The organism is Citrobacter sp. W9 (assembly GCF_026719375.1).
GTDB lineage: Bacteria > Pseudomonadota > Gammaproteobacteria > Enterobacterales > Enterobacteriaceae > Citrobacter > Citrobacter werkmanii.
Genome location: NZ_JAPPTE010000001.1, coordinates 266,296 through 280,431, shown reverse-complemented (window position 1 = coordinate 280,431; position 14,136 = coordinate 266,296). Strand labels below are relative to the sequence as shown.

The following is a 14,136-nucleotide window of genomic DNA, read 5'->3' as shown; positions in this document are numbered from 1 at the left end:
CGGCATCACTTTTATGAGTCGAGAACGGTTATCGCGCGTTGCTGCGGCTTTTTTCACAATTCCCGGCTAATTTTTGTCTGAATACTGTACGACTCCCCCAGAATTCAGACAAAACAAAACGGCCCGCAGGCCGTTTTCACATATTCTGTAGCAACATACTGGAAAAACATCGGTTGTTGCAAATCCGTTTTTCTACGCGATGCTCCCGGCTCCACGACAAGGGGGCGACGCAAAGATCGTGTCCTGCAACGCTTCCCACTCCTTAATGGTATAGGTATGCAGGGCTAACGCATGTACGGTTGTGGAGAGTTCCGCCGTTAACGTGCCGTAAATCATCCGATGACGATTAAGAAAACGTTCACCTGTAAAACGATCGCTAACCAGCACAACCTTAAAGTGGCTTTCAGAACCTGCCGGGACATTGTGACGATAGCTTTCATCCACAACTTCGAGGAATACGGGTTGGAACGCTGCCCTTAATTTTTCTTCTATTTGCTCACGAATCATCATGAAATTTTTCCTCCGACAACGCTGAGATGTCACCCATCCCTTTAAATACTAGCCGCTTTTACCGTTTTCATTACACCTTAGCAACAAAAAATTAGCGCTTGTCTGATTTTCTCAGCCAAACGAATGAAGTTCACTCATTTCATGCTTTGGTTTATTGCAAAAAGTCCGTTTCTGGTCTCCACAAAGTCATAAAAAGGACAACACAATGAATTTACATGCGTTACCCACTTCCCCTCATCGTTGGCGATGTTATGATGGCGGGAATTTTCTCTAACCACACAATTTAGATTCGCTGAGAGCCCTGGCATGTTTAAAAAAATCCTCTTCCCGTTAGTTGCGATGTTTATGTTGGCAGGATGCGCAACACCGCCTACCACCATTGAAGTCTCCCCTAAAATTACCCTGCCGCAGCAGGATCCGAGCCTGATGGGCGTGACCGTGAGTATCAACGGCGCCGACCAGCGTCAGGATCAGGCGCTGGCAAAAGTCACCCGCGACAACCAGCTGGTTACCCTGACCGCTTCCCGCGATCTGCGTTTCCTGCTGCAAGAAGTGCTGGAAAAACAGATGACCGCGCGTGGTTATATGATTGGTCCGAACGGCGCAGTAAACCTGCAAATCATTGTTAGCCAGCTGTATGCTGACGTGTCTCAGGGTAGCGTGCGTTACAACATCGCCACTAAAGCAGACATCGCTATTATTGCGACCGCGGCGAACGGTAACAAGATGACCAAAAACTACCGCGCAAGCTACTCTGTTGAAGGCGCGCTGCAGGCCTCCAACAAAAATATTGCTGATGCCGTTAACAGCGTCCTGACCGACACCATCGCTGATATGTCTCAGGACACCAGCGTTCACGATTTCATCAAGCAGAACGCTCGTTAATTTCTGCCCTTATGGCCCGGCGTTCGTCGGGCCTATAGAAGCCCATGTCCAGTCATTACTTACGTATTTTTCAGCAACCACGTTCAGCTATCCTGCTCATTCTGGGGTTCGCCTCCGGATTACCGCTCGCACTGACATCCGGTACGCTCCAGGCGTGGATGACGGTCGAAAATATCGATCTTAAAACCATCGGTTTCTTTTCTCTGGTCGGCCAGGCCTACGTATTTAAGTTCCTCTGGTCTCCATTGATGGACCGCTATACGCCGCCGTTTTTGGGCCGACGTCGCGGTTGGCTACTGGCGACCCAGCTACTGCTATTGATTTCTATCGCCGCGATGGGCTTTCTGGAGCCGGGTACGCAGCTACGCTGGATGGCCGCGCTGGCGGTGGTGATCGCGTTTTGTTCGGCATCGCAGGATATCGTCTTTGACGCCTGGAAAACCGACGTATTGCCCACCGAAGAGCGTGGCGCAGGTGCGGCAATCAGCGTACTGGGTTACCGTTTAGGGATGCTGGTTTCCGGCGGACTGGCCCTGTGGATGGCCGACCGCTGGCTCGGCTGGCAGGGAATGTATTGGCTGATGGCGGCGCTGCTGATCCCTTGCATCATCGCCACCCTGTTAGCGCCAGAACCAACAGATGCTATTCCGGTGCCTAAATCTCTGGAACAGGCGGTTGCGGCTCCGCTGCGAGACTTTTTTGGCCGCAACAATGCCTGGCTGATTCTGCTTCTTATCGTGCTTTATAAACTCGGTGATGCCTTCGCCATGAGTCTGACCACCACCTTTTTAATCCGCGGTGTCGGATTTGATGCGGGTGAAGTTGGCGTGGTGAATAAGACATTGGGGCTACTGGCCACCATTGTTGGCGCGCTGTACGGCGGGATCCTGATGCAGCGCCTCTCGCTGTTTCGCGCATTGTTGATTTTCGGTATTCTGCAAGGGGCATCAAACGCAGGTTACTGGCTGCTGTCCATCACTGACAAACACATGTTCAGTATGGCCGCCGCCGTCTTCTTTGAGAACCTGTGTGGCGGGATGGGCACTGCGGCGTTTGTCGCCTTATTAATGACGCTGTGCAATAAGTCCTTCTCAGCGACCCAGTTCGCCCTGCTCTCCGCGCTTTCAGCGGTTGGCCGTGTGTACGTAGGTCCGGTAGCGGGTTGGTTTGTCGAAGCGCACGGGTGGCCCACGTTTTATCTGTTCTCCGTGTTTGCCGCGCTGCCTGGACTCCTCCTGCTGCTGGTTTGTCGCCAGACGCTGGAACATAGCTGGCAAAATGAAAGCTTTATTCCGCGCACGGAATTTCGGGGCGCGTACGGTCTGGCATTAATGACGCTGGTCGCGGGCTGCTGTTTGCTGGCAGTTTGGCTATTGTTGCTGACCCTTAACTCACTGGACTACACCAACTTCTCCTTCCTGCCGGAACTGCTTGAAATCTCGGTGGTGGTCGCTGTCTGCGGAGTGGTATTCGGCGGATTGCTGGATTATCTGGCGTTGCGTAAAACCCGCCTGGCGTGATGTTGCATATTTATGCTCTAAATAATTCGAGTTACGGGAAGGCGGCGACGCAGCAAATCCCCAGGAGCTTACATAAGTAAGTGACTGGGGTGAGCGAGGAAAGCCAACACACCCGTAGCTTGAAGTATGACGAGCATATTTAGCCGTTGTAATCACCCTGCGTAATTATAACGGCTAAATAAACAACAACTGATAAAAAATATTATTTGTTATTTTGTGCGCCATAGAATTTGGAAATTATTGACGCCTTTTATACATGCTATTTTCCTTACTCGATTCAGCCATGAAAAATTTATTTTTTGTTCTGTAATTGTCTTTTTATTGATAATCAATTGTTAATTAATTGTTTTATTTTGGTATTGGTTATACCAATTGCCCTCCGCACGTCCTTCACCTGCCTGCTTTCGTTATAACGTGATGTTGCAACAGGTTCTTAAAGCCAACCCGACATATATTGCAACATATGTGACACGCTCGGCAGAACCCGGTAACACAGATCCAATGATGTTTACAGTAATGTAACCTTCCCGTAAAATGACCTCACACTTTAAACGCCACCCGGTCCCGTGGAATTGAGGTCGTTAAATGAGACTCAGGAAATACAATAAAAGTTTGGGATGGTTGTCATTAATTGCAGGCACTGCGTTGCTCAGTGGCTGTAATTCTGCGCTGCTTGACCCTAAAGGACAGATTGGACTGGAACAACGGTCATTGATACTGACGGCATTTGGCCTGATGTTGATCGTCGTTATTCCTGCCATCTTGATGGCTGTTGGTTTTGCCTGGAAGTATCGTGCAAGCAATAAAGATGCGAAGTACAGCCCGAACTGGTCACACTCCAATAAAGTGGAAGCTGTGGTCTGGACGGTGCCGATCTTAATCATCATTTTCCTTGCCGTGCTGACCTGGAAAACCACTCACGCTCTTGAGCCAAGCAAACCGCTGGCGCATGACGAGAAGCCCATTACCATCGAAGTGGTTTCCATGGACTGGAAATGGTTCTTCATCTATCCGGAACAGGGTATCGCTACCGTGAATGAAATCGCCTTCCCGGCGAATACTCCGGTCGAATTCAAAGTGACGTCCAACTCCGTGATGAACTCCTTCTTTATCCCGCGTCTGGGTAGCCAGATTTATGCCATGGCTGGTATGCAGACTCGACTGCATCTGATCGCCAATGAAGTCGGTACTTATGATGGTATCTCCGCAAGCTATAGCGGACCAGGCTTCTCCGGTATGAAATTCAAGGCTATTGCAACAAAGGACCGCGCCGAATTCGACCAATGGGTTGCTAAAGCTAAGCAGTCTCCGAACACCATGAGCGACATGGCTGCGTTCGAAAAAGTGGCTGTGCCAAGCGAATACAACCAGGTGGAATACTTCTCCAACGTGAAACCTGATTTGTTTAAAGATGTTATTAACAAATTTATGGCTCACGGTAAGAGCATGGACATGACCCAACCAGAAGGTGAGCACAGCGCACATGAAGGTATGGAAGGCATGGACATGAGCCACGCGGAATCCGCCAACTCAAGGGGTTGAGAAGAATACGATGTTCGGAAAATTGACACTTGATGCAGTTCCGTTCCATGAACCAATCGTCATGGTTACGATCGCTGCCATTATCATCGGTGGTGCGGCCTTACTCGGCCTTATCACTTACTTCGGTAAGTGGACCTACCTGTGGAAAGAGTGGCTAACTTCGGTTGACCACAAACGCCTTGGCATCATGTATGTCATCGTCGCAATCGTGATGTTGATTCGTGGCTTTGCCGATGCCGTCATGATGCGTAGTCAGCAAGCGCTGGCTTCTGCAGGTGAAGCGGGTTTCCTGCCACCTCATCACTACGACCAGATCTTCACGGCTCACGGCGTGATTATGATCTTCTTCGTGGCAATGCCATTTGTTATCGGTCTGATGAACCTGGTGGTTCCACTACAGATTGGCGCACGTGACGTTGCATTCCCGTTCCTGAACAACCTGAGCTTCTGGTTCACCGTTGTTGGCGTAATCCTGGTTAACCTGTCTCTGGGCGTCGGTGAATTCGCGCAGACCGGTTGGCTGGCGTATCCGCCTCTTTCGGGGATAGAGTACAGTCCAAGCGTCGGGGTCGATTATTGGATATGGGCAGTCCAGTTGTCCGGTATTGGTACAACCCTGACCGGTATCAACTTCTTTGTGACCATCATTAAGATGCGTGCGCCAGGAATGACCATGTTCAAGATGCCGGTATTTAGCTGGGCATCTCTGTGCGCGAACATCCTGATTATCGCTTCGTTCCCAATTCTGACGGTTACCGTCGCGTTGCTGACCCTGGATCGCTATCTGGGCACCCATTTCTTTACCAACGATATGGGCGGCAACATGATGATGTACATCAACCTGATTTGGGCCTGGGGCCATCCGGAAGTGTACATTCTGATCCTGCCAGTATTCGGGGTATTCTCCGAAGTCGCAGCAACCTTCTCGCGTAAGCGTCTGTTTGGTTACACCTCGCTGGTGTGGGCAACCGTGTGTATCACCGTTCTGTCGTTCATTGTTTGGCTGCACCACTTCTTCACCATGGGTGCCGGCGCAAACGTAAACGCCTTCTTCGGTATTACCACCATGATTATCGCCATCCCGACCGGGGTGAAGATCTTCAACTGGCTGTTCACCATGTATCAGGGCCGTATCGTATTCCACTCAGCAATGCTGTGGACGATTGGCTTTATCGTCACCTTCTCAGTCGGCGGCATGACCGGCGTACTGCTGGCGGTTCCGGGTGCGGACTTCGTACTGCACAACAGCCTGTTCCTGATTGCGCACTTCCATAACGTTATCATCGGCGGCGTGGTATTTGGTTGCTTCGCGGGTATGACCTACTGGTGGCCAAAAGCGTTTGGCTTCACGCTGAACGAAACCTGGGGTAAACGCGCATTCTGGTTCTGGATCATCGGCTTCTTCGTGGCATTTATGCCGCTGTACGTGCTGGGCTTTATGGGTATGACCCGTCGCCTCAGCCAGCAGATTGACCCGCAGTTCCATCCGATGCTGGTTGTTGCCGCCTGTGGCGCCGCGCTGATTGCACTGGGTATCCTGTGCCAGTTCATTCAGATGTATGTGTCTATTCGCGACCGCGAGCAGAACCGTGACCTGACCGGTGACCCATGGGGTGGTCGTACGCTGGAGTGGGCAACCTCTTCCCCGCCTCCATTCTATAACTTTGCCGTTGTGCCGCACGTTCACGAGCGTGATGCCTTCTGGGAAATGAAAGAAAAAGGTGAAGCGTACAAGCAGCCTACGCACTATGAAGAGATTCATATGCCGAAGAACAGCGGTGCCGGTATCGTCATTACCGCCTTCGCAACACTGTTTGGTTTCGCCATGATCTGGCATATCTGGTGGCTGGCGATTGCAAGCTTCGCAGGCATGATCATTAGCTGGATTGTGAAAAGCTTTGATGAAGACGTGGATTACTACGTGCCGGTCCCGGAAGTCGAAAAACTGGAAAACCAGCATTTCGATGAGATTACTAAGGCAGGGCTGAAAAATGGCAACTGATACTTTAACGCACGCGACTGCCCACGCGCACGAACACGGGCACCACGATGCAGGCCAGACCAAGATCTTCGGATTCTGGGTCTACCTGATGAGCGACTGCATTCTGTTCTCAATTCTGTTTGCAACCTATGCCGTTCTGGTGAACGGCACCGCGGGTGGCCCGACAGGTAAGGACATTTTTGAACTGCCGTTCGTTCTGGTTGAAACATTCCTGCTGTTATTTAGCTCCATTACTTACGGCATGGCGGCGATCGCCATGTACAAGAACAACAAGAGCCAGGTCATCTCCTGGCTGGCGTTGACCTTCTTGTTCGGTGCCGGATTCATCGGGATGGAACTCTATGAATTCCATCACCTGATTGTTAACGGTATGGGCCCGGATCGCAGCGGCTTCCTGTCTGCGTTCTTCGCGCTGGTCGGCACGCACGGTCTGCACGTCACCTCCGGTCTTATCTGGATGGCGGTGCTGATGGTGCAAGTTGCCCGTCGCGGCCTGACCAGTACTAACCGTACCCGCATCATGTGCCTGAGCCTGTTCTGGCACTTCCTGGATGTGGTGTGGATCTGTGTGTTCACTGTTGTTTATCTGATGGGGGCGATGTAATGAGTCATTCTAACGAGAGCGGCGGCGCATCCCATGGCAGCGTAAAAACCTACATGACAGGTTTTATCCTGTCGATCATCCTGACGGTCATTCCGTTCTGGATGGTGATGACAGGTTCTGCCTCTCCGGCCGTCATTCTGGGAACTATTCTGGCAATGGCAGTGGTACAGATTCTGGTGCACCTGGTGTGCTTCCTGCACATGAATAGCAAATCTGATGAAGGTTGGAACATGACGGCCTTTGTCTTTACTGTGCTAATCATCGCCATTCTGGTTGTGGGCTCCATCTGGATTATGTGGAACCTTAACTACAACATGATGATGCACTAAGAGCGGCGATTATGATGTTTAAGCAATACCTGCAAGTTACGAAACCAGGCATCATCTTTGGCAACCTGATCTCGGTGATTGGGGGGTTCCTGCTGGCCTCGAAAGGCAGCATCGACTATCCCCTGTTTATCTACACGCTGGTTGGGGTGTCACTGGTTGTGGCGTCGGGTTGTGTATTTAACAACTATATCGACAGGGATATCGACAGGAAGATGGAGAGGACCAAAAACCGCGTGCTGGTTAAAGGTCTGATTTCCCCTGCCGTCTCGCTGGTATACGCCACCTTGCTGGGTATTGCTGGCTTTATGCTGCTGTGGTTTGGCGCCAACCCTCTGGCCTGCTGGCTGGGGGTGATGGGCTTCGTGGTATACGTGGGCGTCTATAGCTTGTATATGAAGCGCCATTCCGTTTACGGTACGCTGATTGGCTCACTCTCCGGCGCTGCGCCGCCGGTGATTGGCTACTGCGCCGTAACCGGTGAGTTCGATAGCGGTGCGCTGATTCTGCTGGCTATTTTCAGCCTGTGGCAAATGCCGCACTCTTACGCGATTGCGATTTTCCGCTTCAAGGATTATCAGGCTGCCAACATCCCTGTACTGCCAGTGGTAAAAGGCATTTCGGTCGCGAAGAACCATATCACGCTGTATATCGTGGCATTTGCTATCGCCACGCTGATGCTAACCCTGGGCGGTTATGCAGGTTATAAATACCTGATTGTTGCGGCGGCGGTGAGCGTCTGGTGGTTGGGCATGGCGCTGCGCGGTTATAAAGTGGAAGATGACAGAGTCTGGGCGCGCAAGCTGTTCGGCTTCTCCATCATCGCCATTACCGCGCTCAGCGTGATGATGTCCGTCGACTTTATGGTGCCAAACTCGCAGAACCTGCTGACTTACGTCTGGTAAGTTAATCGTCACATCTTCTATGCCGGATGGCGGCTGACGCCTTATCCGGCCTACAAAAAAGCATATGGCTTGTAGGCCGGATAAACGTAACCCCATCAGGCATCTTCCTGTTTATTATCCGTCCATATTTCAAACAACCATTTTCCCGCTTCAGCCGACTCGGCAAACATCCTTACGGTTAACGGTATGCGTGTTGCTTCGATTTCTTCCCGGTTAGCTTTGAACCATCTCGTGAAGAGTGGCAAATTGTGCCACGGATAATACGGTTTCCAGTTCACACATGATAAATCGACTTTAAACTCTTTCTCATATCGAGTCAGAGCACTGTGGAGGTCATCACCGGGGACATCAAATAGTTCTGAGTCGAGTTCTAAAGGAACCTCTTTCCAGTTTTCATCCAAATACCCAGGTATTTCTTCCCTGAAAAGCTTTAACACATCGTCTTGAATACTCATTAGAATGATGTCCATTGCATATAGTCATCATCCTGAATCAATTGGTCATATTTATCACGAAATACCATTTCCTTTTCCCTCTTTCCATTGGAACCAACCACAAAAACACTACACCTGTAATTATCGCAAGTAAATTAGTTACACAGGTAATTATTTCAATAATACCGCTACACAATTCCACATATCGTAGAGGTTTACCCCACCCCTTCCCCGCTTTACACTAGGCGCGAAATTAATACAGAGGTGGGAATGAACGATTACAAAATGACGCCCGGTGAGTTGCGCGCCACCTGGGGTTTAGGGACCGTATTTTCGTTGCGCATGCTTGGCATGTTTATGGTCCTGCCGGTTCTGACCACGTACGGTATGGCGCTACAGGGTGCCAGCGAAGCCTTGATCGGACTTGCTATCGGTATTTATGGCCTGGCGCAAGCCATCTTCCAGATCCCCTTTGGTCTGCTGTCAGACCGCATCGGTCGTAAGCCGCTTATTGTCGGCGGACTGGCGGTATTCGTTTTCGGCAGCGTGATTGCCGCCCTCTCAGATTCAATCTGGGGAATTATTCTTGGTCGAGCTCTGCAAGGCTCTGGCGCGATTGCCGCCGCCGTAATGGCGCTATTGTCCGACTTAACTCGCGAGCAAAACCGAACCAAAGCAATGGCGTTTATCGGCGTCAGCTTTGGTATCACCTTCGCCATTGCGATGGTATTGGGGCCGATCGTTACCCACGCGCTAGGGCTACACGCGCTGTTCTGGATGATCGCGGGCCTTGCTACCACAGGTATCGTGCTGACCATTTGGGTCGTTCCCAATAGCACGACCCACGTACTGAACCGCGAATCAGGCATGGTAAAAGGTAGCTTCAGCAAAGTACTGGCGGAGCCAAAACTGCTGAAGCTCAACTTCGGCATCATGTGTCTGCACATTTTACTGATGTCCACTTTCGTCGCCTTGCCAGGTCAGTTGGCGAAAGCGGGTTTCCCCGCAGCCGAACACTGGAAAATTTATCTGGTGACGATGCTGCTGTCCTTCGTTTCCGTGGTGCCGTTCATCATTTACGCCGAAGTGAAACGCCGGATGAAACGCGTGTTCCTCGCCTGCGTGTTACTGATTCTTGTTGCCGAAATTGTATTGTGGAGCGCAAACATTCGTTTCTGGGGGCTGATTGCGGGCGTGCAGATATTCTTCCTCGCCTTCAACCTGATGGAAGCCCTCCTCCCCTCGCTTATCAGTAAAGAGTCTCCGGCTGGCTATAAAGGTACGGCGATGGGCGTTTACTCCACCAGCCAGTTTCTTGGCGTGGCGATTGGCGGTTCGCTGGGCGGTTGGGTTGTCGACATGTTTGATGGGCAGGCGGTATTCCTGGCCGGCGCGCTTCTGGCGGCAGTGTGGTTGTTGGTGGCCAGCACAATGAAAGAACCGCCGTACGTTAGCAGCCTGCGCGTGGAAATCCCACCGGAGATTGCCGCGGATGACACCCTGAAGCAGCGTCTGCTGGCTAAAGAAGGGATAAGCGAAGTGTTAATTGTGGCGCAAGAACATTCGGCCTACGTAAAAATCGACAGCAAAGTGACCAATCGATTTGAGGTTGAGCAGGTCATCAGCCAGGCGTGAAGATTGCAGGATGGCGACGTCTTATCCGGCCGACAAATAGCGTGTGCTACCTGTAGGCCGGATAAGCGGGCATTACGACTTAATCGCGGAAGTTCTTAAACTGGAACGGCTGGCCGAGGTCGCCGCCGCGAACCAACGCCATAACAGATTGTAGGTCGTCACGCGCCTTGCCGGTTACACGGATTTCTTCGCCCTGAATCTGCGCCTGCACTTTCAGCTTGCTGTCTTTAATCAGCTTAACGATTTTCTTTTGCACCGCGCTTTCAATACCCTGCTTCAGCTTCGCTTCCACAAACCAGGTTTTACCGCTGTGCACGAAGGTTTCCGGTACGTCCAGCGACGTGCCTTCAATCCCGCGTTTCAGCAGCTTGGCACGTAAAATATCCAGCAGTTGATTGACCTGGAAATCTGACTCGCTCAGCACCTTAATCGTCTTATTTGACTCATTCAGCTCAAAAGTCGCTTCAACACCACGAAAATCAAAGCGTGACTCTACTTCGCGGCTGGCGTTTTCTACCGCGTTACGGGCTTCCTGAAGATCAACTTCAGAGACAATATCGAAAGATGGCATCTTTTCCTCTCCCTTCATTTTTGATGCGAAGCATAATACCTGCAAAGTTACTCAACAGACAGCGCTATACTAGGCTGTATCCTTTAATTGTACGCGGAACTGAAACCTGTGAACAATAAAGGGGTACGGCCGATATGGATTAACACCTGGTGCTGTTGCAGGTGAGGAGGAAGAATGAAAATTACCGTACTGGGATGTGGAGCGTTAGGACAGCTGTGGCTTACCACGCTGTGCAAACATGGACATGAGGTGCAAGGGTGGCTACGCGTGCCACAGCCCTACTGCAGCGTGAACCTGATCGACACGGATGGATCGGTTTTTAATGAATCCCTGACGGCAAACGACCCCGACTTTTTGGCAAAAAGCGACCTGTTGCTGGTTACACTTAAAGCCTGGCAGGTTTCCGATGCGGTAAAAGGTCTGGCCGCAATTCTGCCTGAAACTACCCCAATTTTGCTGATTCACAACGGTATGGGGACGATTGAAGAGCTGCAAAACATTAAACAGCCTCTGTTGATGGGCACCACCACCCACGCAGCACGTCGCGACGGAAATGTCATCATTCATGTCGCTCAGGGCACAACGCGCATCGGTCCGGCGCGTGAGCAGGACGGTGATTTCAGCTATCTGGCTGAAACACTGCAAGAAGTACTACCGGATGTCGCCTGGCACAATAATATTCGTGCCGAACTGTGGCGCAAACTGGCGGTGAACTGCGTCATTAATCCCCTGACGGCGCTCTGGGACTGCCCAAACGGCGAACTGCGTCAGCATCCGGAAAAAATAGCACTAATCTGTGAGGAAGTAGCAGCGGTTATTGAACGCGAAGGCCACCACACATCAGCGGATGATTTACGCTATTATGTCGAGCAAGTCATTGATAGTACGGCGGAAAACATCTCATCAATGCTGCAGGATATTCGTGCCATGCGCCATACAGAGATCGACTATATTACCGGTTACCTGTTAAAACGCGCCCGCGCGCACGGCATCGCCGTCCCGGAAAATGCCCACCTGTTTGAAATGGTAAAGAGAAAGGAAAGTGAGTATGAGCGCTCAAGCACTGGTTTGTCTCGCCCCTGGTAGTGAAGAGACCGAAGCGGTCACGACTATCGATCTGCTGGTTCGCGGCGGAATTAAGGTCACTACAGCAAGCGTCGCCAGCGATGGCGACCTGACGATTGTGTGCTCACGCGGAGTGAAGCTGCTGGCTGACGCACCGTTGGTCGAAGTGGCTGACGGCGATTTCGACATCATCGTATTGCCTGGTGGTATTAAAGGCGCGGAGTGTTTTCGCGATAGCCCTTTGCTTGTCGAAACCGTGAAGCAGTTTCATCGCTCCGGGCGTATTGTCGCAGCAATTTGCGCCGCTGCCGCCACCGTACTTGTCCCGCACGATATCTTCCCCATCGGAAATATGACAGGTTTCCCGGCGTTGAAGGACAAAATTCCCGCAGAACAATGGCAAGACAAGCGTGTCGTCTGGGATCCGCGCGTTAACCTGTTAACCAGCCAGGGTCCGGGAACATCCATTGATTTTGGTTTAAAAATCATTGATCTACTGGTAAGCCGCGAAAAGGCTCATGAAGTGGCGTCACAACTGGTAATTGCTGCGGGAATTTATAACTACTACGAATAAGAATGATTGCCGGATGGCGGCGTAAACACCTTATCCGGCCTACAAAACGGTACAGTCTGTAGACCGGATAAGCGGCAGCGCCATCCGGCAAAGGAACTACGGGCGATACACCTTCACGTTTTCAAAGCCCTGCTCGCGCAGATACAGCGCCTGCAGGCGGCTCATCACGCCGCGTTCACACCACAGCAGCCAGGTTTTACTCTGGTCTAAATCGCCGAATTTAGTGCTCAGCTTGTAGAACGGCAATGAAACCACGTCCACACCTTCCACCTTCAGCGGTTTGTCATCCTGTTCATCCACAGAACGGATATCCAGAATCACGTCGTTTGAGCCGAAACCACTCACGGTTTCCACTTCCACCACGGTCTGCTGAGTCTGCTGGGCGATATCGCGAATATCGATATTGTTCGCTTCTTCGACCACTTTATCGAGGATAGAGAAATCGAAGTTTTCTTCTTCGGCCTCAATCTTCGCTTTAATCGCCTTCACCGTTGGGCTTTTTGAAATTACGCCGCAGTATTCCGGCATGGTACGCGCAAAGTCCTCGGTACCAATTTCACGCGCCAGGTTGATGATGTGCTCTTTATCATGGGAGATAAGCGGGCGCAGGATCAGGGTATCCGAAACGTTATCAATCAGGCGCAGGTTGGTCAGCGTCTGGCTGGACACCTGGCCCAGCGCTTCACCGGTTACCAGTGCCTGTACGCCGTAGCGCTCAGCGACTTTCGATGCCGCGCGTACCATCATACGTTTAAGGACCACGCCCATCTGACCGTCGTCGACTTTCTCCAGGATCTCGCCCACCACCGGCTCAAAGTTGATCGCGACAAAACGTACGCGATGCGAGCTACCGTAGCGGTTCCACAGATAATGCGCCACCTGACGAACGCCGATTTCATGCGCAGCGCCGCCGAGGTTAAAGAAGCAATAGTGTACGCGGCAGCCACGACGCATCAGCATGTAGCTCGATACGCCGGAGTCGAAACCACCGGAGATCAGCGACAGGACGTCTTCCTGCGTACCAATCGGGAAACCGCCAATACCTTCATAGCGGCCTTTAACCAGCAGCAGACGGTCATTTTCGATTTCAAGATTCACCGTCACGTCCGGTTTCGTCAGCTTCACGCGCGCGGATTCAATATGCTGGTTCAACCCGCCGCCAACATAACGTTCCACCTCAATGGAGCTAAACTCATGCTTACCGCGACGCTTAACGCGTACACAGAAGGTTTTTCCTTCCAGTTGATCGCGATACTGCACCAGCGCTTTCTCGAAAATATCGTGCATGTCGGTAAACGGCACGTCTTCTACTTCGAGAATATGGTGGATACCCGGAATACGGGTCAGCGCGTCGCGAATATCCAGACGCTGGCTTTCATCTTTAGCGCGAACCTCAACGTGATCCCAGTGACGGACAACGGCAAGGTCTTCATCGTAGTGCTTTAAAACGTTACGAATGTTCCCTGTCAGAATTTTTATAAAGCGCAAACGCACAGATTGGCTTTTGATGGTGATTTCTGGGAACAATTTAATGATAAACTTCATGGCGGCAATGGTTCTTTG

General features: G+C 51.4%; 14 protein-coding genes. 10 read left to right on the top strand and 4 right to left on the bottom strand.

Translation table 11 applies throughout. The features are described from left to right. Positions 1-192: 192 nt before the first annotated feature. Positions 193-510 carry a transcriptional regulator BolA gene (bolA, locus tag OOJ59_RS01290; protein WP_038638264.1) on the bottom strand — a complete coding sequence of 106 codons (318 nt, stop codon included), beginning with the start codon at positions 508-510 and terminating at the stop codon, positions 193-195. A gap of 306 nt (positions 511-816) precedes the next feature. Between bolA and OOJ59_RS01285 the strand changes: the two genes are divergently transcribed. From OOJ59_RS01285 to cyoE, 7 genes are all read left to right on the top strand, one after another. Continuing rightward, positions 817-1,395 (top strand): lipoprotein, encoded by a 579-nt coding sequence (locus OOJ59_RS01285; protein WP_003021617.1) that lies wholly within the window; start codon positions 817-819, stop codon positions 1,393-1,395. Between the two features lie 44 nt (positions 1,396-1,439). Further along, a complete protein-coding gene (gene ampG, locus OOJ59_RS01280) occupies positions 1,440-2,915 on the top strand; it encodes a muropeptide MFS transporter AmpG (protein ID WP_160955583.1) in 1,476 nt (491 codons plus the stop codon). A 585-nt stretch (positions 2,916-3,500) separates the two neighbouring features. Next, positions 3,501-4,457 (top strand): cytochrome o ubiquinol oxidase subunit II, encoded by a 957-nt coding sequence (cyoA, locus tag OOJ59_RS01275; protein ID WP_085047638.1) that lies wholly within the window; start codon positions 3,501-3,503, stop codon positions 4,455-4,457. 10 nt (positions 4,458-4,467) lie between these two features. Further along, the gene (gene cyoB, locus OOJ59_RS01270) at positions 4,468-6,459 is read left to right on the top strand and encodes a cytochrome o ubiquinol oxidase subunit I (RefSeq protein ID WP_038638255.1); all 1,992 of its coding nucleotides are present in this window, start codon (positions 4,468-4,470) and stop codon (positions 6,457-6,459) included. Then, a complete protein-coding gene (locus tag OOJ59_RS01265) occupies positions 6,449-7,063 on the top strand; it encodes a cytochrome o ubiquinol oxidase subunit III (protein WP_003831007.1) in 615 nt (204 codons plus the stop codon). Before cyoB ends, OOJ59_RS01265 begins: the two co-directional genes overlap by 11 nt. Beyond that, the gene (locus OOJ59_RS01260; protein WP_003831006.1) at positions 7,063-7,392 is read left to right on the top strand and encodes a cytochrome o ubiquinol oxidase subunit IV; all 330 of its coding nucleotides are present in this window, start codon (positions 7,063-7,065) and stop codon (positions 7,390-7,392) included. Before OOJ59_RS01265 ends, OOJ59_RS01260 begins: the two co-directional genes overlap by 1 nt. Positions 7,393-7,403: 11 nt before the next feature. Next, positions 7,404-8,294 (top strand): heme o synthase, encoded by an 891-nt coding sequence (gene cyoE, locus OOJ59_RS01255; RefSeq protein WP_003831005.1) that lies wholly within the window; start codon positions 7,404-7,406, stop codon positions 8,292-8,294. Between the two features lie 95 nt (positions 8,295-8,389). Here the strand turns inward: cyoE and OOJ59_RS01250 are convergent, their stop codons facing one another. Next, a complete protein-coding gene (locus OOJ59_RS01250; RefSeq protein ID WP_069323957.1) occupies positions 8,390-8,764 on the bottom strand; it encodes a DUF1493 family protein in 375 nt (124 codons plus the stop codon). Between the two features lie 234 nt (positions 8,765-8,998). Here OOJ59_RS01250 and OOJ59_RS01245 point away from each other — a divergent pair, with 234 nt between their 5' ends. Beyond that, positions 8,999-10,363, top strand: a complete 1,365-nt coding sequence (locus OOJ59_RS01245) for an MFS transporter (RefSeq protein WP_137346923.1) — start codon at positions 8,999-9,001, stop codon at positions 10,361-10,363. Between the two features lie 79 nt (positions 10,364-10,442). Here OOJ59_RS01245 and OOJ59_RS01240 read toward each other — a convergent pair whose 3' ends face one another. Then, complete coding sequence (locus OOJ59_RS01240) at positions 10,443-10,934, bottom strand: YajQ family cyclic di-GMP-binding protein (RefSeq protein ID WP_038638234.1); 492 nt, start codon at positions 10,932-10,934, stop codon at positions 10,443-10,445. Between the two features lie 174 nt (positions 10,935-11,108). Between OOJ59_RS01240 and panE the strand changes: the two genes are divergently transcribed. Continuing rightward, a complete protein-coding gene (panE, locus tag OOJ59_RS01235; protein ID WP_038638233.1) occupies positions 11,109-12,020 on the top strand; it encodes a 2-dehydropantoate 2-reductase in 912 nt (303 codons plus the stop codon). Continuing rightward, positions 11,983-12,573 (top strand): protein deglycase YajL, encoded by a 591-nt coding sequence (gene yajL, locus OOJ59_RS01230; RefSeq protein WP_069323955.1) that lies wholly within the window; start codon positions 11,983-11,985, stop codon positions 12,571-12,573. Before panE ends, yajL begins: the two co-directional genes overlap by 38 nt. Positions 12,574-12,669: 96 nt before the next feature. Here yajL and thiI read toward each other — a convergent pair whose 3' ends face one another. Beyond that, positions 12,670-14,118 carry a tRNA uracil 4-sulfurtransferase ThiI gene (gene thiI, locus OOJ59_RS01225; protein WP_038638226.1) on the bottom strand — a complete coding sequence of 483 codons (1,449 nt, stop codon included), beginning with the start codon at positions 14,116-14,118 and terminating at the stop codon, positions 12,670-12,672. Positions 14,119-14,136 lie beyond the last annotated feature (18 nt).

Coding starts and splice junctions, on each gene's coding strand:
- cyoB (WP_038638255.1), top strand. CDS start 4,468: ATGTTCGGAAAATTGACACTTGATGCAGTTCCGTTCCATGAACCAATC.
- OOJ59_RS01265 (WP_003831007.1), top strand. CDS start 6,449: ATGGCAACTGATACTTTAACGCACGCGACTGCCCACGCGCACGAACAC.
- bolA (WP_038638264.1), bottom strand. CDS start 510: ATGATGATTCGTGAGCAAATAGAAGAAAAATTAAGGGCAGCGTTCCAA.
- OOJ59_RS01285 (WP_003021617.1), top strand. CDS start 817: ATGTTTAAAAAAATCCTCTTCCCGTTAGTTGCGATGTTTATGTTGGCA.
- OOJ59_RS01250 (WP_069323957.1), bottom strand. CDS start 8,764: ATGGACATCATTCTAATGAGTATTCAAGACGATGTGTTAAAGCTTTTC.
- yajL (WP_069323955.1), top strand. CDS start 11,983: ATGAGCGCTCAAGCACTGGTTTGTCTCGCCCCTGGTAGTGAAGAGACC.
- cyoA (WP_085047638.1), top strand. CDS start 3,501: ATGAGACTCAGGAAATACAATAAAAGTTTGGGATGGTTGTCATTAATT.
- panE (WP_038638233.1), top strand. CDS start 11,109: ATGAAAATTACCGTACTGGGATGTGGAGCGTTAGGACAGCTGTGGCTT.
- cyoE (WP_003831005.1), top strand. CDS start 7,404: ATGATGTTTAAGCAATACCTGCAAGTTACGAAACCAGGCATCATCTTT.
- OOJ59_RS01260 (WP_003831006.1), top strand. CDS start 7,063: ATGAGTCATTCTAACGAGAGCGGCGGCGCATCCCATGGCAGCGTAAAA.
- OOJ59_RS01240 (WP_038638234.1), bottom strand. CDS start 10,934: ATGCCATCTTTCGATATTGTCTCTGAAGTTGATCTTCAGGAAGCCCGT.
- OOJ59_RS01245 (WP_137346923.1), top strand. CDS start 8,999: ATGAACGATTACAAAATGACGCCCGGTGAGTTGCGCGCCACCTGGGGT.
- ampG (WP_160955583.1), top strand. CDS start 1,440: ATGTCCAGTCATTACTTACGTATTTTTCAGCAACCACGTTCAGCTATC.
- thiI (WP_038638226.1), bottom strand. CDS start 14,118: ATGAAGTTTATCATTAAATTGTTCCCAGAAATCACCATCAAAAGCCAA.